The organism is Streptomyces sp. NPDC045021, from assembly GCF_056432645.1.
The window spans coordinates 83767-104821 of the sequence record NZ_JBWKIQ010000022.1 but is presented as its reverse complement, the minus strand read 5'-3'; the positions used below and the strand labels follow the sequence as shown (position 1 = coordinate 104821).

Annotated in this window: 15 protein-coding genes; 9 read left to right on the top strand and 6 right to left on the bottom strand. The window is 72.3% G+C overall.

Annotated elements, in window-relative coordinates; genetic code table 11:
- Positions 1 to 154: 154 nt before the first annotated feature.
- From AC07DC_RS39495 to AC07DC_RS39485, 3 genes are read right to left on the bottom strand one after another with little or no spacing between them, the layout of a single operon-like run.
- Complete coding sequence (locus AC07DC_RS39495) at positions 155 to 922, bottom strand: amino acid ABC transporter ATP-binding protein (protein WP_478919665.1); 768 nt, start codon at positions 920 to 922, stop codon at positions 155 to 157.
- Complete coding sequence (locus tag AC07DC_RS39490; protein WP_478919663.1) at positions 919 to 1866, bottom strand: amino acid ABC transporter permease; 948 nt, start codon at positions 1864 to 1866, stop codon at positions 919 to 921. The genes AC07DC_RS39495 and AC07DC_RS39490 overlap by 4 nt, the downstream gene beginning before the upstream one ends.
- 29 nt (positions 1867 to 1895) lie before the next feature.
- Positions 1896 to 2852: an ABC transporter substrate-binding protein gene (locus AC07DC_RS39485; RefSeq protein ID WP_478919662.1), complete on the bottom strand. Its 957-nt coding sequence runs from the start codon at positions 2850 to 2852 to the stop codon at positions 1896 to 1898.
- 514 nt (positions 2853 to 3366) lie between these two features.
- On the opposite strand from AC07DC_RS39485, the gene AC07DC_RS39480 reads away from it, so the two are divergent.
- Both AC07DC_RS39480 and AC07DC_RS39475 read left to right on the top strand, forming a co-directional pair.
- Entirely contained in the window at positions 3367 to 4563 is a 1197-nt protein-coding gene (locus tag AC07DC_RS39480; RefSeq protein ID WP_478919661.1) for an NAD(P)-dependent malic enzyme, read from the top strand.
- Positions 4564 to 4767: 204 nt separating this feature from the next.
- Positions 4768 to 5733 carry a zinc-binding dehydrogenase gene (locus AC07DC_RS39475; RefSeq protein ID WP_478919660.1) on the top strand — a complete coding sequence of 322 codons (966 nt, stop codon included), beginning with the start codon at positions 4768 to 4770 and terminating at the stop codon, positions 5731 to 5733.
- A gap of 56 nt (positions 5734 to 5789) precedes the next feature.
- On the opposite strand, the gene AC07DC_RS39470 is transcribed toward AC07DC_RS39475, so the two are convergent.
- The 3 genes from AC07DC_RS39470 to AC07DC_RS39460 form a co-directional block, all read right to left on the bottom strand.
- The gene (locus AC07DC_RS39470; RefSeq protein ID WP_478919658.1) at positions 5790 to 6764 is read right to left on the bottom strand and encodes a PadR family transcriptional regulator; all 975 of its coding nucleotides are present in this window, start codon (positions 6762 to 6764) and stop codon (positions 5790 to 5792) included.
- A 1-nt stretch (position 6765) separates the two neighbouring features.
- Positions 6766 to 7647 (bottom strand): DUF4097 family beta strand repeat-containing protein, encoded by an 882-nt coding sequence (locus tag AC07DC_RS39465; protein ID WP_478919657.1) that lies wholly within the window; start codon positions 7645 to 7647, stop codon positions 6766 to 6768.
- A 169-nt stretch (positions 7648 to 7816) separates the two neighbouring features.
- On the bottom strand, positions 7817 to 7999 hold the full coding sequence (locus tag AC07DC_RS39460; RefSeq protein ID WP_478919655.1) for a DUF6104 family protein: 183 nt from the start codon (positions 7997 to 7999) through the stop codon (positions 7817 to 7819).
- A 169-nt stretch (positions 8000 to 8168) separates the two neighbouring features.
- Here AC07DC_RS39460 and AC07DC_RS39455 point away from each other — a divergent pair, with 169 nt between their 5' ends.
- The 7 genes from AC07DC_RS39455 (at position 8169) to fxsT (ending at position 20982) form a co-directional block, all read left to right on the top strand.
- Positions 8169 to 10280, top strand: a complete 2112-nt coding sequence (locus tag AC07DC_RS39455; RefSeq protein ID WP_478919654.1) for a VMAP-C domain-containing protein — start codon at positions 8169 to 8171, stop codon at positions 10278 to 10280.
- Between the two features lie 100 nt (positions 10281 to 10380).
- Positions 10381 to 11430 (top strand): AAA family ATPase, encoded by a 1050-nt coding sequence (locus tag AC07DC_RS39450; protein WP_478919653.1) that lies wholly within the window; start codon positions 10381 to 10383, stop codon positions 11428 to 11430.
- A 4-nt stretch (positions 11431 to 11434) separates the two neighbouring features.
- Positions 11435 to 14872, top strand: a complete 3438-nt coding sequence (locus AC07DC_RS39445) for an SAV_2336 N-terminal domain-related protein (RefSeq protein WP_478919652.1) — start codon at positions 11435 to 11437, stop codon at positions 14870 to 14872.
- A 97-nt stretch (positions 14873 to 14969) separates the two neighbouring features.
- Entirely contained in the window at positions 14970 to 15197 is a 228-nt protein-coding gene (gene fxsA / locus AC07DC_RS39440) for an FxSxx-COOH cyclophane-containing RiPP peptide (protein ID WP_478919651.1), read from the top strand.
- Between the two features lie 115 nt (positions 15198 to 15312).
- Positions 15313 to 16503: an FxsB family cyclophane-forming radical SAM/SPASM peptide maturase gene (locus AC07DC_RS39435; protein ID WP_478919649.1), complete on the top strand. Its 1191-nt coding sequence runs from the start codon at positions 15313 to 15315 to the stop codon at positions 16501 to 16503.
- Positions 16500 to 17936, top strand: coding sequence for an aKG-HExxH-type peptide beta-hydroxylase (locus AC07DC_RS39430; protein WP_478919647.1), 1437 nt, complete (start codon positions 16500 to 16502; stop codon positions 17934 to 17936). Before AC07DC_RS39435 ends, AC07DC_RS39430 begins: the two co-directional genes overlap by 4 nt.
- Before the next feature lie 49 nt (positions 17937 to 17985).
- Positions 17986 to 20982 carry an FxSxx-COOH system tetratricopeptide repeat protein gene (fxsT, locus tag AC07DC_RS39425; protein WP_478919646.1) on the top strand — a complete coding sequence of 999 codons (2997 nt, stop codon included), beginning with the start codon at positions 17986 to 17988 and terminating at the stop codon, positions 20980 to 20982.
- Positions 20983 to 21055: the final 73 nt, after the last annotated feature.

Genomic DNA, 21055 nt, shown 5'->3' with positions numbered 1-21055 from the left:
CCGGAGGGTTTCATCGCCACCTTCAACCGGAGTCTGCTCACCTGCCTGACCCAGATCTCGGCCCGCGAATCCTGATCCACGCACCGGCTCCGCCCGGCACAGTGACAGGGCGGCGGGGCCCCCGGCCCCCCCCCCCCCCGCCTCTCCGTTCGGGTCACAGCACCTTGGACAGGAACGCCTTGGTGCGGTCGTGCTGCGGGTTGCTCAGGACGTCGCGCGGGTTTCCCGCCTCGACGACGACACCGTCGTCCATGAAGACCAGCGCGTCGCCCACCTCGCGGGCGAAGCCCATCTCGTGGGTGACGACGATCATCGTCATGCCGTCCTCGGCGAGACCGCGCATGACGTCGAGGACGTCACCGACGAGCTCGGGGTCGAGTGCGGAGGTCGGCTCGTCGAAGAGCATCAGCTTCGGCTCCATCGCCAGCGCGCGGGCGATGGCCACCCGCTGCTGCTGCCCACCGGACAGCTGCGACGGATACTGGGCCGCCTTGTCGGCCAGGCCGACCCGGTCGAGCAGCCGCTCCGCGCGGGCCCGGGCGGTGGCCTTGGTCTCGCCCTTGACCTGGACGGGGGCCTCCATGACGTTCTCGATCGCCGTCATGTGCGGGAAGAGGTTGAAGCGCTGGAACACCATGCCGATGTCCCGCCGCTTCGCCGCCACCTCGCTGTCCTTCAGCTCGTAGAGCTTGTCGCCCTTCTGCCGGTAGCCGACCAGCTCGCCGTCCACCCACAGGCGGCCGGCGTTGATCTGCTCCAGGTGGTTGATGCACCGCAGGAAGGTGGACTTGCCCGAGCCGGACGGGCCGACGAGGCAGAACACCTCGCGCGGCGCGACCTCCAGCTCGATCCCCTTGAGGATGTGGGCGAGGCCGAAGGACTTGTGGACGGCCTCGGCCTTGACCATGGGCTGAGCGGTCATCGGGCCACCTCCGTACGGCGGAACGTGCCGAGGTTCCGCTTGATGCGCTGCCACGGCGTGGGCGGCAGGCTGCGCAGCGAGCCACGGGCGTACCGCCGCTCAAGATAGTACTGCCCGACGCTGAACACGCTGGTCAGAGCCAGGTACCAGATCGAGGCGACGAAGAACATCTCCATGACCGCACCCGATGCCGAACCGATGTTCGAGGTGGCACGCAGCAGTTCCACGTACTGCACCGCGGACACCAGCGACGAGGTCTTCAGCATGTTGATGAACTCGTTGCCGGTCGGCGGGATGATCACCCGCATCGCCTGCGGGAGCACGATGCGGCGCATGGTCCGTCCGCTGGTCATACCGAGGGCGTGGGACGCCTCGGTCTGGCCCTCGTCGACCGACTGGATGCCGGCCCGGACGATCTCCGCCATGTAGGCGCCCTCGTTCAGACCGAGGCCCAGCAGGGCCACGACGAACGGGGTCATGACATCGACCATCTCGTTCTTGTAGAACCCGAGATTGAGGATGGGGAAGATCAGCGCCAGGTTGAACCACATCAGCAGCTGCACGTACACCGGAGTGCCGCGGAAGAACCAGATGTACAGCCAGGCCACACCGCCCGTCACCGGGTTCTTCGAGAGCCGCATCACCGCGAAGACGACGCCGAGCACCAGGCCCAGCGCCATGGAGATGACGCTGATCACCACGGTGTGCCAGAGGCCCTTGAGGACCTCCGGGTCGAAGAGCTTGTCCCCGACGGTGGACCAGATGACGTCGCCCTGCGAGAACGCGTAGACGAGCCAGCCGAGCAGGCCGACCACCACCACGCCGCTCACCCAGCGGCCGTAGTGGCGGATCGGGATGGCTTTGATGGCCTCGTACGGGGTGTGCGGAGCCGGGGGCCGGGGAGGTGGGGTCTCGGCCGGCACCTTGTCGAACTTGTCAGTCACTGTGACTGCCCTTCAGAAGTGCGCGTGGATCAGGAGCCGGCGTTGATGGTCGCCTGCTTGAGGGCACTGTCCGTGACCTGCCACTTCTCCAGGACCTTCTGGTACGAGCCGTCCTTGATGATTGCGTCCACGGCCTCCTTGAGGGCGTCGCGCAGCTGGGTGTTGCTCTTGTCGACCGCGATACCGAACGGCCCGGCGTCCGTCGGCGAGCCCGCGACCTCGAAGTCGTTGCCGCCACCGGAGGTCTTCGCGATGTACGCGGCCACCGGGTAGTCGTTCATGTCCGCGACGGCGCCGCCGGCCTTCACCCGGGTCTGCGCCTCGGTGTCGGTGTCGAAGGACTCGATGGCGAGCTTCTTGCTACCGCACTTCTCGGCCTGCTTCTTGAAGATGGTCTCGTAGATGGTGCCGCGCTGGACGGCCACCGTCTGGCCGCACAGGTCGTCCAGCGACTTGATGCCCTTCGGGTTGCCCTTCTTCACGATGAGGGACGCACCCGAGTTGAAGTAGTCGACGAAGTCGACGCCCTTGCCGATCTTCTGACCCTTGTCGTCCAGGCCCTGCTGGCGCGCCTTGGTGTCGCTCATGGCGGTCATGGCGACGTCCTGGCGACCGGTGTAGACCGAGGTCAGCAGGCCGTCGAAGGTGCCGTTGGTGAACTGGAACTTCACACCCAGCACCTTGCCGAGCGCGTCGGCGATGTCGGGGTCGATACCGATGATCTTGCTGCCCTCGGTGGACTCCATCGGGGCGTACGACGCGTCGGTGCCGACCTTGATGACCTTGGAGTCCTGGTACTTCTTCGGCAGTTTCGAGAACAGCGTCGCGGTGCCGCTCGAGGCGCCGGCGCTGGTGCTGGTGCTCGTGCCGGACTTGTTGGTCTGGTCGCCACAGCCGCTGAGCAGCAGGGTGCCCGCGACCGCGATCGCGCCGACCGCGGTGATTCGAGAGGTGGCGGTCAGACGGCGGGTGATGCGTGCGGTCATTGCTGGTTCCTCCTGCGGAGAGAGGGTGAGGGGTGAGTAGAAACGGACATATGGGGTCGGACACTGCACTTTGTGTGCCGCCACCCAGTGTGATCTCCGCATCTTGCCATCCGCTCAGACCCAGCCAGGGGTCCAGTTGTGTCAATATCGGATAACGGGCGATCCCCGGGCTCTCACCAGGCCGGCACACCAAGGCCGGACCGCGGTGAGGCCACGCCGACCAGTCGCACACAGTATCCGCGCCGTCCCTCCATTCGGACATTTTGCCGCGCTGTATGCCGACAATTCCGATCTGCGCCACCTTGATGCAGCCGAATTGGACTCGTCAGCGGAATCAGTCTTCCGGTAGAACGGATCCTTACCCCTCATCCCGGGGCCCATGGCATGCGTGCGGCATGCCTGGCACCGGTGCCTTCAGGACCACTCAAGTGCCTGGGTGTACCGATGCCGAGCCCGCCTATCTCCATTTCTGGAGGTAGTACCCTCGAAACCAAATCAGACAAAGGGGTCAATTGTGGCAGCGGAGATCGTCAATACTCGGACCGATACGGACACGTTTCCCATCGATCCGGTCTTCGCCCTGCACCGCGGCGGAAAGATGGAGGTGACCGCGACCGTGCCGGTGCGCGATGCGGACGATCTGTCCCTCGCCTACACGCCGGGTGTCGCGAAGGTGTGCACGGCCATTGCCGAGCAGCCCGATCTGGTGAACGACTACACCTGGAAGTCCAACGTCGTGGCCGTGGTCACGGACGGCACCGCGGTGCTCGGACTCGGTGACATCGGCCCGGAGGCCTCCCTGCCGGTGATGGAGGGCAAGGCCATCCTCTTCAAGCAGTTCGGCGGGGTCGACGCGGTCCCCATCGCGCTGGCCTGCACGGACGTGGACGAGATCGTCGAGACCGTGGTGCGGATGGCCCCGTCCTTCGGTGGCGTCAACCTGGAGGACATCTCCGCCCCCCGCTGCTTCGAGATCGAGCGGAAGCTCCAGGAGCGCCTCGACATCCCGGTCTTCCACGACGACCAGCACGGCACCGCCGTCGTGACGCTCGCCGCGCTGCGCAACGCCGCCAAGCTCACCGACCGGTCGCTGGGCCAGCTGCGCGCGGTGATCTCGGGCGCGGGTGCGGCCGGCGTCGCCATCGCGAAGATCCTCGTCGAGGCCGGGATCGGCGATGTCGCCGTCACCGACCGTAAGGGAATCGTGCACGGCGGCCGTGACGACCTGAACTCCGTCAAGCGCGAGCTGGCCTCGTACACCAATAAGGCTGGTCTTTCCGGCTCGCTGGAGACCGCCCTGGACGGGGCGGACGTCTTCATCGGCGTCTCCGGCGGAACCGTCCGCGAGGAGGCGGTGGCCACCATGGCCCCGGGCGCCTTCATCTTCGCGATGGCCAACCCGACGCCGGAGATCCACCCGGACGTCGCGCACAAGTACGCGGCCGTGGTCGCCACCGGCCGCAGCGACTACCCGAACCAGATCAACAACGTACTGGCGTTCCCCGGCATCTTCGCCGGCGCCCTCCAGGTGCGCGCCTCGCGCATCACCGAGGGCATGAAGATCGCCGCCGCCGAGGCGCTGGCCGCCGTCATCGCCGACGAGCTCAGCGCCGACTGCGTCATCCCGTCCCCGTTCGACGAGCGCGTCGCCCCGGCCGTCACCGCCGCGGTCGCCGCCGCCGCCCGCGCGGAGGGCGTCGCCCGCCGATGACCGGTACGCGCGGACGCCGGTGACCACCCCGCGGGGCGGTCACCGGCGCCGGTGCGTTTCCGTGCGTGCCCGCATCCGCGGACAGCCCGTCACTTCGTCAGTGGGGTGGGAGGCGCGGGAGGTTGCACCGCGGTCGGGGTGACGTATGTCGCTTCGTACGGCGGGGTCTTCACCGGATGTCGATCGCGCCGATAGTTTCTGGGCATGTTCGCTGCCTATGCCGCACGTATCGACCGTGACCAGCCACTCAAAGGCCTGGAGCTGGGGGAACGCCCGGAGCCGGAACGCCGGGAGGGGTGGACGACGGTGACGGTGCGCGCCGCGTCCCTCAACCACCACGACCTGTGGTCGCTGCGCGGGGTGGGGCTCGGGCAGGAGCGGCTGCCGATGATCCTCGGCTGCGACGCGGCGGGGGTCGACGAGGACGGCAACGAGGTCGTCCTGCACTCGGTCATCGGGCAGTCCGGGCACGGCGTCGGACCGGACGAGCCGCGCTCGATCCTCACCGAGCGGTACCAGGGGACGTTCGCCGAGCGGGTGTCGGTGCCGACCTGGAACGTGCTGCCCAAGCCGGCCGAGCTCTCCTTCGAGGAGGCGGCCTGCCTGCCGACCGCGTGGCTGACCGCGTACCGGATGCTCTTCACCAACGCGGGCGTGCGGCCGGGGGATTCCGTTCTGGTGCAGGGCGCCGGCGGCGGGGTCGCGACGGCGGCGATCGTGCTGGCGAAGGCCGCGGGGCTGCGGGTGTTCGCGACGAGCCGGGACAAGGCCAAGCGCGAGCGCGCGGTGGAGCTGGGCGCGGAGGCGGCCTTCGAGCCGGGCGCGCGGCTGCCCCGGCGGGTCGACGCGGTGATCGAGACGGTGGGCGCCGCCACCTGGTCGCACTCGGTGAAGTCGCTCAGGCCCGGCGGCACTCTGGTGATCTCGGGCGCCACGAGCGGCTCGAACCCGCCGGCCGCCGAACTCACCCGGATCTTCTTCCTGGAGCTGAAGGTCGTCGGCTCGACGATGGGCACCAAGGACGAGCTGGAGGATCTGCTCAGCTTCTGCGCGGCCACCGGCGTCCGGCCGGTGATCGACTCCGTACTGCCGCTCGAACGGGCCCGCGAGGGCTTCGAGAAGATGGCGGGCGGCGAGCTGTTCGGAAAGATCGTGCTCACGACGGGCTGACGACGGGCCGACGGGCAGCGGGCTCCGACCGGTGGAGCCCGCTGCCCGTTGTGGCGTCAGCTCTTGCGGCCGCGCAGCACGGCGCCGATCCGGGCCGCCGCCGTCGACAGATGGCGGCGGGTCTCGCGCAACTGGCCGGCGTCCACGCCCCGGTCGCGGGCCGCGTCACGGATGTCGTCGCGAAAACGGTCCAGGAGGCGTTCGAGTTCGCGGGCCGGGTCGGCCGCGGCGTCCTCGGAGTCGCTCTCCCTGGCCCACTCCGGCTCGTCCACCGGAGCCTCGGTCTCCGCCTCGGCCGTGGTGCCGTCCGGGTCGTTCTTGAGGTAGCCGGGCCAGGAGGTCGACATGTGGCCGGTGGCCCGGCCCAGCGCGCCCAGTTCGCGATTGAGTTCGGCGAGGCCCTCCTTGAGGCCGCCCTGCCAGTCGCCCTCGCGGACGTGGGACTGCACCTGCTCCTGGACCTGCTTGGCGATCCGCTGCACCTCGTCGCGGGCGAAGTCCTGTGCCTCCTTGGCCTGGAGGCGCGCGGTGCGCGCGTCCTCCTTGGCCCGGCGGCTCTCCTCCTTGGCGCGGCGTGCCTGGTCCTTCCACTCCTGCTTCATGGCGCGGAAGTCGGTGCCGGGGCCGCCGCCCGCGGGGGCGCTGCGGGCCTGCTGCGCGGCGGCCCTGATCTCGCGGCGCAGGTCGCCGGCGGCGCCGCGGACGTCCTCGCGGATCTCGGCGGCCAGCGTCGAGACCGACTCGCGGATCTCGTTCTCCAGGTCGGCGATCTCGTCGGCCCTGGCGGCCAGTTCAGCGCGGCCCGCGTCGGAGATGGAGTACACCTTGCGGCCGCCCTCGGTGCTGTGGGTGACCAGGCCCTCCTTCTCCAGCTTGGCCAGCCGCGGGTAGACGGTGCCGGCGGAGGGCGCGTAGAGGCCGTGGAAGCGTTCTTCGAGAAGCCGGATGACCTCGTAGCCGTGCCGCGGTGCCTCGTCCAGGAGCTTGAGGAGGTACAGCCGCAGACGGCCGTGGGCGAAGACGGGGGCCATCTCAGATGTCCTTCCGGAGTGAGGGGGTCTCGTCGGTCGACGCGTCGGCCGGCTCGTCGTCGACGGGTGGGCGGCGCAGCAGGGCGATGGCGCCGGAGACGGTGGTGGCCTTGAGGTGCGCACCTCCGGAGCCGACCCGGCCGGTGATGCGCTTGGCGCCCCACTGGCCGGTGACCCGCAGGTCCTCGAAGGCGCAGGAGACCGCGCCGCTGGTGGTGTTGGCGTCGACCTCGGCGTTGGCGGGTTCGGGGATGCGGATGGCGATCTCGCCGGAGACGGTGGCCAGCCGGACGTCGGCGCCCGGTGGCGTTTCGACGGGGGCCAGGTCGAGCACCATGTTGCCGCTGACGGACTCGGCCTTGATACGGGCGCCGCTGCCCTCGACGACGGTCAGGTCACCGGAGACGGTGTTGACACTCAGGTCGCCGGAGATCGCCTGGGCCTCCACGTTGCCGGAGACGGTGGTGGCGCTGACCGTGCCGGCCACACCGACCAGGGTGACGTCCCCGTTGACCCCGCGTACCTGGGTGCCCTCGGAGATACCGGAGATCACCGCGCTGGCGCCGACCACACCGACCTCGACGCGGGTGCGCTGCGGCACGGCGAGCGAGACGACCGCGTGCCGCTCCCAGCCCTTGCCGCCGAGCCACTTCAGGAAGCCCTTCCAGGGCAGGTCGTCATAGCTGACCGTGAGGACGCCGCCCTTGAGGCTGACGATCAGCGGCGGTCCGTCGAGCTCACTGACCTCCAGCCGGGCCGGGCCCTCCTCGACACCGACGACGTTCACCGCACCGCCGACGATGCGCACGCGCACCGTGTCGACATGCGCGTCGAAGACGAGCTTCTGTGGTTCCGTCACGGTCCATTCCGACGTTCCGCTCATGTCGACCCTCCTCGGTGGTACGCCAGGCAACGCAACATATCGCGTCTGTTGATAGACACGATATATCGCGTACTGGAGAAGTCAAGCGACCTGTTCCGCGGTCTTGAGCGGTACGCGAGCCGTTGCCGGGCGGAGTCGGCGGGCGCCGGAGCGGCGCCCGCGCGGGCCGTCACTCCTCGTCGTCCTCGTCGTCCAGCCGGGCCAGCCAGGTGGCCAGCCGCTCCACGGGGATCTCGAAGTCGGGATTGAGGTCGACGAACTCCCGCAGCCGGGAGGCGAGCCACTCGAAGGTGACCTCTTCCTCGCCGCGCCGGCTCTCCAGCTCCTCGATACCGCGATCGGTGAAGTACACGGGATGCTCCATAGCTCCAAGCGGGGGTCACCGGTGCACACGGACACCGCGACACGGGGACGGTGGGACATTCCAGGCAAGGATAGGCAGCATTCCCACACTCCCTCGCGCGGGTCCGCGCAGGCCGCTAGCCTTTCGTTACAGCTGGCCGAACGGGGGGTGACGCGGCGTGACAGGGGGGTATGGGGGCGCACAGGACGCACAGGACGAGGACTCGGATCCCTTCGAGACCCTGGCGCCCCTGGTGAGAGCCGCCACCGTACGTGTTCATGCCCCGCCGCCCGGGTATGCCCCGGACGGGTCCGGCGGTCCGGCCGCCGGGGACGTCGCCGTCCGCCCGTGGGGCAGCGGCTTTTTCGTCGCCCCCAACTGGGTGCTCACCTGCGCCCATGTGGCGCTGCGGGGCGAGGGAGGCGCTGTGGCTGACGGTGGGCGTGAAGTCGGAATCACCTTCGACGGCCGCACGGTCCGCGGCCGCGTCGAATGGGCCGAGCCGCTGGAGAATCCCGGCTCGGGGCTGTGGCCGGCCCCCGATCTCGCGCTGATCCGGCTGCTGGAACCGGCGCCGCACGCCTGCGTCTGGCTCACCGAACGCACCTCCAAGGTGTTCACCCGCAAGGAAGTCGCTTTCTTCGGCTGCATGGAGGTCGACGGCGAGGTCGAGGACGTCAGCGGCCGGTGCACGATCCGCGGCGAACTGGGCAAGGACGGCAAGCTCCGTCTCGGCAACGAGGACGAGATCCCGTCGGGCGCCTCCGGCGGCCCGGTCGTCGACCTCGCGCGCGGCGAGGTGATCGGCGTGCTCAAGGCCCGGCGCGGCGGCCAGGACGGCGGACTGGCCGTGTCCGTCGTGCAGTTGCGCGGCCTGCCGCTGCCGCAGGGCCCGGTCGGGGCCGAAGCCGACGACCTCTTCCAGCGGGTGGTCCACGCCCACGACCGGCACCACGCCGACCGCCACCGGCTCGCCGACACCAACCGCACGACCTGGACCGACGCCCACAACCTGCTGGGCGCCACCGCCGGGCGCGCGCTGTCGCCCGGGATGCGCACCGAGCTGCTCGGTCTGCTCGCCGAACTCCCGCCGCCGGTCAGCACCGTGAGCCTGCTGGCGACCGTCAACGAGCTGCGTGGCCAGCCCTGCGAGAACCTGCCGCTGGCCCCGCGCGGCTGGCGCGACGGCCTCGGGCTCCTGTACGAACTGCGGCGCGGCCAGAGCGAGTTGGAGACGGTGCTGCGCTACTGCGTGCACGTGGCGACGGCGGAGCGCCCGTACGAGGCGGCGCACGGCGCCGAGCGCCGGCTGTGGAACTGGGCGGCCGCCGTCGCCGCGAGCGAGCGGGAGTTGTCGCGCGGCTTCCGCAACGAGCTGGGCCGCGAATGGCTCGCCCGGATCAACGACCGCAGGACGGACCCCGGCCCGTCCGGAGTGCGGACCCCGGGCGTCGGCGGTCCGCCCGCCCACGAGGCGGTCTCGTACCCCTCGGTGCTGCTGGAGATCGACCGCCGCGGCTGGGAACGGGACAGCTACGACTGGCGGATCGCCATCGTGGACGCGGCGGGCGACGTCCGGCCGGTGGCCGAGGGCGCCGACGGCACGCACCTCGGCGAGCTGCCGCTGCGGCTGAGCGCCCCGCTCGCCGAGGCGTTCCGCCGCTGCGACGAGCCGGACCGCCGGGCGGTCCTGCAGGTGGCGCTGGTCAGAGCGCTGCTCGGACTGCCGGTGGACACCTGGCGGATGCCGGCGGACGGGCCGCCGCTGGGCGAGCTGCGCCCGGTGGTCGTGCGCCGGGCCGACCCGGAGTACGACCCGGACGAGGTCGGCGAGGACGCGGCCCTGCGGCGGGCCCGCTGGAAGCGGGTGCAGGCCGGGCCGATGGAGCCGGTGATCCTGGACTGCGACGGCGGGGCGCCGGCGCCGGTGCCCGCCGACGCCGAACTGCGCTTCCGGGGGCTGTACTCGGTGCCGGTGCTGTGCCGGGCCTCGGACTCCGAGGACGGTCCGGCGAATCTGCGGCGGGTCACCAACGCCGGCTACGGAGTGGTCCTGTGGCGCCGCGAACGGGCCGAACGGGACCTGGTGTGCTCGGACTTCCACCGGGGGGTGGAGCGTACGGTCGCGGCCGCAGCGCAGGCGGACCGGCTTCCGGAGGCGGTGCGTAAGCTGCGTGCCGATCTCGCCCGTCGCGAGCCCGAGGCCTACTTCTCCAAGGGACTGATCCTGCTGTACGACGACCCCACCCGCCCGCTGCCCGGCACCGATCAGCCGCTGGAGACGCCATGACCGGCCGAACACACCCCTTATGTTCCGCCCCCACTCCGTGGGACGGTCGATACGTGGTCTGCGCTCCTGCCATCGACGTACGAGCGACGAGGAGCATGTAGTGCCTGACATCAACGCGCGGCCCGACGCGAATGCCGGGACCGACGGCAACGAAGAGAACGAATGGCTCATCTACCGGGGTGCCGGGGAGCCCCATGACGGCATCAGCGCGCTGCCCGACCCGCCGCCCTGGCGGGATTTCGACGGCGGCCCGCTCGTGGAGCCCGGCCCCGGCACGGACAGCGCCTCGACCCGCCGCCTCGGCGCGTACCGGCACATGGCGCAGCTGCACCGGCCGAGCCCCGAAGAGCTGGAGATCGTCAACGCGGCCCTGTACCTGCGCCGTCCGCTGCTGGTCACCGGCAGTCCCGGCACGGGCAAGAGCACCCTGGCGCATGCCGTCGCGTACGAACTCGGCCTCGGCCGGGTGCTGCGCTGGCCCATCGTCAGCCGCACCACGCTGCAGGACGGCCTCTACCGTTACGACGCCATCGCCCGGCTCCAGGACACCCAGATCGCGGCGAGCGGCCGGGCGCAGACGCCGGGCGGCATCGGCAGCTACATCCGGCTGGGGCCGCTCGGCACGGCGCTGCTGCCGACGGCCCGGCCGCGCGTCCTTCTCGTGGACGAACTAGACAAAAGCGATATCGATCTTCCCAATGACCTGTTGAACGTGCTGGAGGAGGGCGAGTTCGCCATCCCCGAGCTCGAACGGCTCGCGGAGCGCGAGCCCAGGGTCGAGGTGCTCACCGACGACAGCACGAAGGTCACCGTCGAGGACGGCCGGGTCGGCTGCCGGGCCTTTCCCTTCGTCGTCCTCACCAGCAACGGCGAACGCGACTTCCCCGCCCCGCTGCTGCGGCGCTGCATCCACCTCGAACTGGGGCAGCCCGACCACAAGCGGCTGGCCACCGTGGTCCGGGCTCACCTGGGGACCGAGGCGGCCCGGATCGGCGACGACCTGATCACCCGCTTCCTGGAGCGCTCCCGCAGCGAACTTCTCGCCGCCGACCAGCTGTTGAACGCCATATACCTCACGCACCACGCCGCGCCGCCGTCCCGCGACCGGCTCGCCGACATGCTCATCCAGCGACTCGACAGGCCGAGGTGAGGGTGTGACATCGCCACCCCCGTCGCAGCCGCAGCCGCCTCCGTCGGAGTCACTTTCGGCGCAGCCGCCGCTGCCCCGCCGCGATCCGCTCGCGGAGATCATCGAGCGGCTGCGCGGGGCGGGTCTCGATCCCGACCTGGGTGAACTGGCCGATGCCGTGTGGCTCGCCCGCTGGTCGCAGCCCGCAGGAGCCGGCGCGGAGCCCGGCGAATGGGCCGACGGTCCGCGCCCCGCGGACCGGGCGGCAGGGGCGGCCGGCACCGGCGCACCGGACCGGCCGCAGGCACCGGCCGGCGACGCGGCCGACCGCGGCGACGGTGCGGGGGCGGGATCCGGCCAATCCGGCGGCGGCCTGCTCGGAGGAAGCGTCGCGCTGTACCCGGGGGACCGCACGGCCGGCGGCGAGCGGGGTGCGGCGCTGCCGGGCGGCGCCATCTCCATCGGCGTGCCCGAGGCGGCCGCACTGCCGGGACTGCTGGAACTGCAGCGGGCGCTGCGCCCGTTGCAGCGGTACCACAGCGCCGCGCCGCCGATCCGCAGCGAGCTGGACGAGTCGGCCACGGCGGAGTGCAGCGCGCGTGCCGGCGGCCTGCTGATGCCGGTCTTCCGCAGCGTCTCGCGGGGCGACGCCTCGCTGCAGTTGCTGATGGACGCGTCGTCCTCGATGTACGTGTGGGAGCGCATGCTCGGCGAGTTCCAGCAGGTCTTCGGCCAACTGGGCGCCTTCCGCGATGTCCATGTGCAGTATCTGCACCAGTCCCCGGACGGCGGCGCCGCCGTCAGCCGCCGCTTCGAGCCGGGCGCCGCCGGGCTGCGCTCCGCCGACCAGCTCAACGACCCGACGGGACGTCAGGTGACCGTGCTGGTCAGCGACTGCGCCGGCCCGCTGTGGCGCAGCGGCGAGGCGCACCGGCTGCTGCACCGGCTCTCCCGGCACGCGCCCGTCGCCGTGCTGCAGCCGCTGCCGCAGCGGCTGTGGTCCCGTACCCGGCTGCCGACCTCGTACGGACTGCTGATGCGCGGGCAGGGGCCCGGGCAGTCGGCGTCGCTGCACTTCGAGGGGGAGGGCGCGCTGGAGCCTCCCGGCATGGTCCCGATCCCGGTGCTGCCGCCGACCGCCGCCGCGCTGGGCGCGTGGGCGCGGCTGCTGTCCGGGACCGGCACCGGACCGGTGCCGGCCGCGGTGGGCTGGGTGCGCGCGGACCAGCCGGCCGCGCCGCCGGCCCGGCCGCGCAGACCGCTGGCCCCGGCCGAGCTGGTCGCCCGCTTCCGGTCCGCCGCCTCGCCGGGCGCGGCGCAGCTCGCGGTGTACGTCGCCGCGGCGCCGCTCTACCTGCCGGTCATGCAGTTGGTGCAGCGCACGATGCTGCCCGATTCCGGACCCGCGGAACTCTCCGAGGTGCTGCTCAGCGGGCTGCTGACCCGGGCGGGCTCGGGCGGCTCCGGCGGCCCGGGGACGGAGACACCCCCGTACGGCACGGTGATGGACACGCCCGCGTACGGCACCGTGATCGGCGAGGTGCCGCCGGCGCGTCCGCCGGCGCAGTGGTACGAGTTCGCCGAGGGCGTCCAGGACGTCCTGCTGGGCCCGTTGGGGCGGGACGAGGCGCTGCTGGTGCTCAAGCACTGCTCCGAGTACGTCGAGCAGCGCTTCGGGCTCGGCGGCCCCAACTTCCCGGCGCTGGCCATCGCCCAGCTGGCGGACGACCGCGGCGAGGAGCCCGCCCGCGGCCGGATGCCCACCCTGGACGGCAGCGTGGAGGACTCGGCCCGGCGGGCCGCGCAGCCGTTCGCCCAGGTGGCGGCGAAGGTGCTGGAGCGCTTCATCCCGCTGACGGACGTGGCCGAGCAGATGGGCGCCACGGGCACCGGCGCTCCCCGTTCCGAGGCGGCGCTGGAACGGGCCCGGGTGCTCGTCGGGCGCTTCGAGTCCGACGGCATGGTGCAGAGCCTGCTGGACGCCGTGCAGTTGCTGCGCCGGGCAGCGGCGGCCGGGCTGCCGACCGAGGCCGATCCCGAGCTGTGGAGCGAGCTGGCGCAGAACCTGCTGCGGCTGTGGCGGCTGCAGGGCGGGGCCGCGCTGCTGCGCGAGGCGCAGGAGGCCGCGGAGACCGCCGCCGCCTCGCCCGGCGCGGTGCGGGCCCGCGCGGTACTGGCCCGGGTGCTGCACGCCGCCGCCTCCGACCTGCGCGGAGTGGGCCAGCGGCAGGCCGCGCTGGAGCTGCTGCGGCGCGCGGACCGGGAGTTCACGGCGGCCGGCGCGGCGGTGGGCCTGGAGCCGGACGAGACGCTGCGGATCACCCTGCAGCGCGCGGAGGTGCTGGAGGAGCAGTGGCGGCTGAGCGGTGACACCGGGCCGCTGCAGGAGACCATCGGCATGCTGGAGGCGTTCTCCGACGGCCGACCCTGGGCGGGGGAGGACATACCCCAGCCGGCCGGGCTGTCGCTGGCCCGCGGGCGGGCGCTGCTGATGCTGGCCGGGACCGGCGAGGACGCCGAACGGTCCCGGGTATACGCCGGGCAGGCCGCCGAGTCGCTGGAGTACGCCTGCGCCGCGCTGGCCGCCGAGCAGGCGCCGATGGAGGACCGGGTCCGGGTCCAACTGCTGCTGACCGACGCGCTGCTGCTGGCGGGCGACCGGCTGGAGCAGGCCGGCAGGCTGGTGGCGCGGACGCTGGAGGACGTCAGGGAGCAGTCGCTCCGGGCCGAGGCGCTGGTCCGGTCCGCCCGGCTGTGGGTGCACCGGTACGCGGCGGGCGGGCCGCCGTCGGATCTGGACGAGGCCGCCGACCGGTTCCAGGAGGCGGGCCGGCAGATGCAGCGGGACCGCCCCGAGTACGGCGAGCTGATGGAGGAGTGGGGCGCGGTCCTGCTCCAGCGGGCGGAGCTGGCGGGCGGCACGGCGTTCGTCTCCCGCGCGATCCGGGTGCTGCGGGACTGCCGGATGCAGTCCCCGGCCGGCCATCCCCGGCTCACGCAGCGGCTGATGATGCTGGGCCGGGCGCTGCTGCTGCGCTACCGGACCCGTGAGGACCTGGTGGATCTCCGGGAGGCGGAGCACATCTTCGGGCTCGCGGCCAGGAACGGCGGCGCGCCGCTGGTGCGGGCGGGCGCCTGGCTGGAGTTGGGCGAGGCGAACCGGCTGAACTTCCGGCACACCGGGGGATCCGACCGGCTGGACCAGGCGGCCGACGCCTTCCGCAGGGCGGCGGAGACGGCCAGGACGGCCGAGGAGGGGTTGCTCGACCCGTCGGCGGCGGTGCGGCTGGCCGCGGAGGCGCACCACTGGCGCGGTGTGGTGTACGAGTCCGCGCAGCGGCCGCGCGCCGCGCGGGAGGCGTACCGGGCGGCCCTGGAGGAGTGGCGCAGACTGCCGGACGGCGGCGGCCGGGATGCCGACTGGACGGCGGAACGGCTGGCCGGTCTGGGCGGCGGACGGTAGGCGCGGCGTCCCGGACGCCGCGCCGGGGGTTTTGGCCGCCCGGCGGGCGGGCATCCCAGATGGGCCCCAACTGCGGGGAATTGAGGGTGGTGTGACGATGCGTCAGCAAGAGAACGCGGAGCGTACCGGAATGGCGGCGGAATCCGGGCCATCGAAGGATGCCGGGGCGCCGCAGAGCGCGGCGGGACTGCCGGATCTGCTGGACCTGGATCTGGAGACGTTGCGGGAGCTGGACCATCCCGTGCTGTCCGAGGTGCTGGAGGGCCTGCGCACCCGGCTCGGCGAACCGACGGAAATGCTCTGGGGATTCGGCAACGCCTTTTGATCGGCCCGGTTTCGGTCGTGTGTGGCGCCGATCCGGACAACGTCGATCCTTCGGGGTTTGCGTCTCCACGCCGGAAGGAAGGTTCCGCCACGGACCGGGGGACGGGGGATTTCACGTGAGGCAGCAGGCGGAGGAAGAGCGGACGCCGTGGGAGGCGGATACGGACGGACCCCGTCCGGTCCCCTTCCGCCAGTTCATCCTCAAGATGAACGGCCGCTGCAACCTCGCCTGCCGCTACTGCTACCTCTACGCGGGCCCTGACAGCGGCTGGCGGGGCCGCCCCGCCGCGCCCGCCGCCCCGGTGCTCGACGCCACCGCCGCGCGGATCGCCGAACACGCCGCCGCGCACGGGCTCGGCGACATCGCCGTCGTCCTGCACGGCGGCGAACCGCTGCTCGCCGAAGCCGCCGTGCTGGGCGCCGTCGTCGACCGGGTACGGGCCGCGGTGCCCGCGGACTGCACCGTGCACGCCACCGTCCAGACCAACGGCACGCTGCTCGACGAGGACCGGCTGCGTACCCTCGCCGCCCACCGGATCCGGGTCGGCGTGAGCCTCGACGGCGGACTGCCCGGCCACAACCGGGCGCGCGTGGACCACGCGGGACGCCCGTCGTGGCCGGCAGCCGCCCGCGGGCTGCGGCTGCTCGCCGAGGACCGGCACCGGGCGAGCTACGCGGGCGTGCTCTGCGTCGTGGACCTCGCCTCCGATCCCGCCGAGGTCTACGACTCGCTGCTCGATTTCGGGCCTCCGGCCTTGGACTTCCTCCTCCCGCACGGCAACTGGAGCGTGCCGCCGCCCGGCCTGCCCGCGCCCGCGGAGCGGCCGGCCCCGTACGGCGACTGGCTCTGCACCGTCTTCGACCGGTGGTGGCGGTCCGACCGCCGCCGGGTCCGGGTGCGGATCTTCGAGGAGTGCCTCGCGCTGCTCCTCGGCGTCCCCGCGGCCACCGAATCGCTGGGGCTGCGGCCGTTCGACGCCGTGGTGGTGGAGACCGACGGCAGCATCGAGCAGGTGGACTCGCTCAAGTCCGCCTACGAGGGTGCCGCGGCCACCGGGCTCGATGTCTTCCACCACGCCTTCGACGAGGCCCTCACCCACCCGGGTGTCGCCGCCCGGCACGGCGGGGTCGCCGCGCTGGCCGGACAGTGCCGGCGCTGCCCGCTGGTCCAGGTGTGCGGCGGCGGGCACTACGCCCACCGGTACCTCGCCGGCGAGGGCTTCCGCCACCCGTCGGTGTACTGCGCCGACCTGCAGCGTCTGATCCGCCATGTCGCGGCCCGGCTCGCCGAGGCGGCCGCGGCATGACCGCAGGCCGCTCCTTCGGAGTACCCGCCGGCATCTCCGAATCCGTGCTCCGGGAGCTCGGCGGGACCCACGGCGGACCCGGTACGTTCGCGCTGCTCGCCGCCGGTCAGCACACGCTGCGGCTGCTCCAACTGCGCGCCCTGCTCGACGCGGTCGCCGAGACACCCGGCCCGGACGCCGTACGGTGCCGCCGGCACTGGGCGCTGCTGGAGGCGGCCGAGCGGGCCGACCGCGCCGCGGCCCGCCGGGTGCTGTTCTACCCGCTCGTCGGCCCCTGGGTCCGCCGCTGCCTGCGCCGTCTCGGCAGCGGGGGAGACGGGCCGGAGCTCAGCCGCGAGCTCGCCCACCTCGGCGCCCTCGCGGCGGCCGCCGCGGTACGCGCCGGCCTGCCGTTCACCCTCCGGCTCGCCGAAGGGGACGGCGCCCTGACGCTGCCGACCCTGGGCGCCCTGAGTACGCCCGACGGCCCCGGTCGCCAGGAGTCTGGTACGGCGGAACTCCGCTTCGACGGCCGCCTGCTGACGATCACCCCGGAAGGCGGCGCGCCCGTAGCGATCCGCCGCCGCATCGACGGGACCTGGCGGTCGGAGGATCCGCGCTGGTTCTCGCTGCGGGTCCTCACCGGCGGGCCGCGACCGGTCCTGCTCGACGAGATCGACCCCTTCCGTACGGCGGACAGCGGCCTGGAGCGCCACGGGCTGCGGGCCGGGGAGCGGCTGAGCGCCGCGGAGGCGGACCAGTGGCAGTCGGCCTGGACCGGCTCCCTGCCGCTGATCGCGCTCGGCGGGACGGTGCGCTCCGACGAGGTGGCCGGACTGCTGGACTGCGTCGTGCCGCTGGCCCCGCCGCCCGGGGCGGCCCCGCACGGCAGTGGTGCCGCACATTGCAGCGGCACCCGCCGCGAGGCCTTCGGCGCGGTGCTCAGCAGCACGCCGCGGACCCCCGCCTACCTCGCCGCGACCCTCGTGCACGAGTTGCAGCACGCCAAGCTGGGGGCGCTGGCCGATCTCGTCGCCCTGCACACGGCGGGCGCCCAGCACCGGTACTGGGCGCCCTGGCGGCCCGACGCCCGGCCGTTCGACGGGCTGCTGCAGGGCGCGTACTCGCATCTGGCGCTCGCCGAGTACTGGCAGCTGTTCGCCCTGGTCGCCAAGGAACCGGCGGAACGCGACAAGGCGTGGGCCGAGCACTCCCGCTGCCGCGAACAGGTTGGCGCCGCGCTGCCCGCGCTGGCCGGATCGCAGAGCCTCACCCGCGAGGGAAGGGTGTTCGTCCACGCCATGGTCCGACAGCTCACCCGATTGAAGGATCATCCCCCGCCCGAGGGGCACTTGGCCCGTGCGAGCGCCTATGTGGAGACCGCCCGCAGGATGTGGCGGAGGCAGACCTCGGGAGGGGAACCTCCGGTGTATGTTCCCAGCAAAGGGATCTGACGGTCCGTCGAGGCCGTACGTTTGTTCGCATCACGAGGGAGACGGTCGCATGGCCGTAGTGCGGAAGTCGGCGGCAACGGCCGAAAGGCAGCCCGTCACCATCAGCTTCGCGGGATTCAACCGAGCCTGGGCCGCGTGGATCGGCGACCGTCTCGAACGCCAGGGGCACCGGGTCGCCTTCGCGCGCTTCGACCCGCCTCCTGGCACCACCATCGAGCAGGCACTGGAAGACCTGTTGCTCGCCGAGGGACGCATCCTCGTGATCCTCAGCGACTGGTACTTCCAGCTCGGCCCGCGCACCCACGACGAGTGGAACCAGGCGCTGCGCTCCGTCGTCGCGACCAACCCCGACCGCTTCGCGGCGGTCTCGGTCACCAACGCCTCGCTGCCCACCGCGACCACCGCCCTGAGCGCGTCCTCGCTGTGGGGCATCGGCGCGCACGAGGCCGAACGCCGCCTGCTGGCCCGGATCGGCACCACCGACACCGCGCCGCCGGAGGACGCACCCGGCCGCTCGGGCCCGCGCTTCCCCTACGACCAGCCACGCGTGTGGGGCGGCGTACCGCGCCGCAACATCCGCTTCACCGGCCGGGAGAACCTGCTCGGCGACATCTACCACCGGCTGCAGCAGGCCGAACAGGGCGCCGCCGTCGTCACCCTGCTCGGCATGTCAGGCGTCGGCAAGACCCAGATCGCCGCCGAGTACGTCTACCGCTTCGGCTCCGAGTACGACGCCGTCTGGTGGGTCCCCGCCGACCAGCGAGGCACCCTGCGCCAGCGGTTGGCCGAACTCGCCCCGGCCCTCGGCCTCACCACCGGGCCCGAGTACGGCGAGCGGCTGCGCGCCGTCCTCGACTCGCTGCGCCGCGGTAACCCGTACGCGCGCTGGCTGCTCGTCCTGGACGGCGCCGACCAGGTCGGGGACATCGCGGACCTGCTGCCCAGCGGTCCCGGCCATGTCCTGATCACCTCGCAGAACCGGGCCTGGGGCGAGCACAACACCTCCCTGATGGAGATCCCGGTCTACTCCCGCGAGGAGAGCGTCGCCTTCGTCCGCCGCCGGGCCGGCCGTCTCGACGAGACCGACGCCGACCGCCTCGCGGAGGCGCTGGAGGACCTGCCGCTGCTGCTCGACCAGACCGCCGGCTGGCTCAGCGACTCCACGATGTCCGTCGACGAGTACATCGGGCTGCTGACCACGGGATCCAACGCCGAGGCCGGTCTCAAGGTCGCCGCCGACTTCCCGATGACCTTCCAGACCGCCTGGTCGATACTGCTCAACCAGCTGCGTGACACCGAACCGGCGTCGATCGAACTGCTGCGGCTGTGCGTCTTCTTCGCACCCGGGCCGATCCCCGTCCGGCTGCTGCGCGAGTTGCCCCTGCGCGACCTCCCGGAACAGCTCGTCGGGCTGATGAACGACCCGCTGCGCTGGAACGACGCCACCGCCAAGCTCGTCCAGTACTCGGTGGTCCGCCGCGAGTCCCACGACGTGGGCGGTGACGAGCCGGGCGGCGGCTCCGAGATCCTGCACATGCACCGGATGGTCCACCAGACCGTGCGCGACGGCATGCCCGAGGCCGACCGGCGCGAGTACGCGGGCGTGGTGCGCCGGGCGCTGGCCGCCGCCGACCCCGGCCGCCCCACCGACACCCGGCTGTGGCCGCGCTACGCCGAGCTGACGCCGCACCTCAAGGCGGCCGGGGTGCTGGAGAGCACCAACCCGGACGTCCAGCAGCTGGTGCTGAACTCGCTGCGCTACATGTACCTGTCCGGCGAGTACAAGTCCGGGCTGAAGCTGGCCGAACGCGCCCTGGTCGCCTGGAAGGCACTGCTCGGCGAGCTCCACCCCAGGATCTGGGACGTCGGCCACCACTACGCCAACCTGCTGCACTCGACGGGCGACTACGCGAAGGCCGAGGCGATCTCGCGGATCGCCGTCGACCACCTTCGGGAGGAGCGCGGCCAGCAGGACCTCGACCTGTTGCGCGCCGCCTCAGGACTGGCCGCCTCGCTGCGCGGCCTGGCCCGCTACGACGAGGCGTACGAGGTGTCCCGGCTGGTCCTGGAGGGCTACCTCGACCTCGTGGGCGAACGCGATTCACGCACCCTCAGCGCCCGCAGCAACCTCGCGGTCTCGCTGCGGCTCCTCGGCCGCTACGAGGAGGCCCTGGACCTCGACCGGCAGACCCTCGACATCCGGCGCGAGGCCCTGCGTCCGCGGCACAACTGGACGCTGATGTCGGAGAACAACTACGCCTACGACCTCAGGCTGCTCGGCCGGTACGAGGAGGCCGTCTCGGTGCAGGACCGCAGCGTCCGCACCCACCGTGACGTCATGGGCGCGGACAACCCGCAGACGCTGCGCGCCGAGCACAACCTCGCCATGGGCCAGTACCGGGTCGGTGACCGCCGCGCCCAGACGGTACTGGCCCGGCTGCTGGAGCGGGTGGAGCGGGTGCTCGGCGAGAGCGACCCGCTGTCGCTGATGGTCGCCGCCAGCTACTGCTGCGTGGCGCGTGAACACGGCGACCTGGACCGGGCGCGTGCCGTCGGCGAGGCCGTCACCCGGCGCTACCGCGCCACCCTCGGCTCCAACCACCCGTACGTGCTGGGCACCGTCGGCAACAACGGACTGGTGCTGCGCGCGGCCGGCGAACGCGAGCAGTCGCAGGAGCTGGTCGAGGAGGCGCTCGCCGGCATGATCGAGGCCGTCGGCCCCGACCACCCCTGGACGCTGGGCTGCGCCCTGAACGCCACCGCCACCCGGAACTTCTCCGGTGACCCGGAGGCGGCCGCGGAACTCAGCCGCGACACCGCGGCCCGGGCCGCGGCCACCCTCGGCGCCCAACACCCGCTGACGCTCTCCGCCCGTATCGCGCTCGCCGCGGACCTGCGGGGGCTGCGCAAGGTCCAGGAGGCGGGGAAGGTCGAGGAGGAGGCGCTCGCGACGCTCGCCTCGACGCTGGGCGCCCAGCACGTCCACACCGTCTCGGCCCGCTCCCGCACCCGCCCCTTCTGGGACTTCGAGCCCCAGGTCAACTAGGGCCGGCGTCGTTCGGGAGAGCACAAAGGGCCGGGCCCGCCACCTGACATCAGGTGGCGGGCCCGGCCCTTCG

Bases quoted from the DNA above. Each gene is read 5' to 3' on its own strand.
- AC07DC_RS39470 (WP_478919658.1), bottom strand. From the start codon at position 6,764: ATGGCCCCCGTCTTCGCCCACGGCCGTCTGCGGCTGTACCTCCTCAAG.
- AC07DC_RS39430 (WP_478919647.1), top strand. From the start codon at position 16,500: ATGACCGCAGGCCGCTCCTTCGGAGTACCCGCCGGCATCTCCGAATCC.
- AC07DC_RS39485 (WP_478919662.1), bottom strand. From the start codon at position 2,852: ATGACCGCACGCATCACCCGCCGTCTGACCGCCACCTCTCGAATCACC.
- AC07DC_RS39475 (WP_478919660.1), top strand. From the start codon at position 4,768: ATGTTCGCTGCCTATGCCGCACGTATCGACCGTGACCAGCCACTCAAA.
- AC07DC_RS39495 (WP_478919665.1), bottom strand. From the start codon at position 922: ATGACCGCTCAGCCCATGGTCAAGGCCGAGGCCGTCCACAAGTCCTTC.
- AC07DC_RS39465 (WP_478919657.1), bottom strand. From the start codon at position 7,647: ATGAGCGGAACGTCGGAATGGACCGTGACGGAACCACAGAAGCTCGTC.
- fxsA (WP_478919651.1), top strand. From the start codon at position 14,970: ATGCGTCAGCAAGAGAACGCGGAGCGTACCGGAATGGCGGCGGAATCC.
- fxsT (WP_478919646.1), top strand. From the start codon at position 17,986: ATGGCCGTAGTGCGGAAGTCGGCGGCAACGGCCGAAAGGCAGCCCGTC.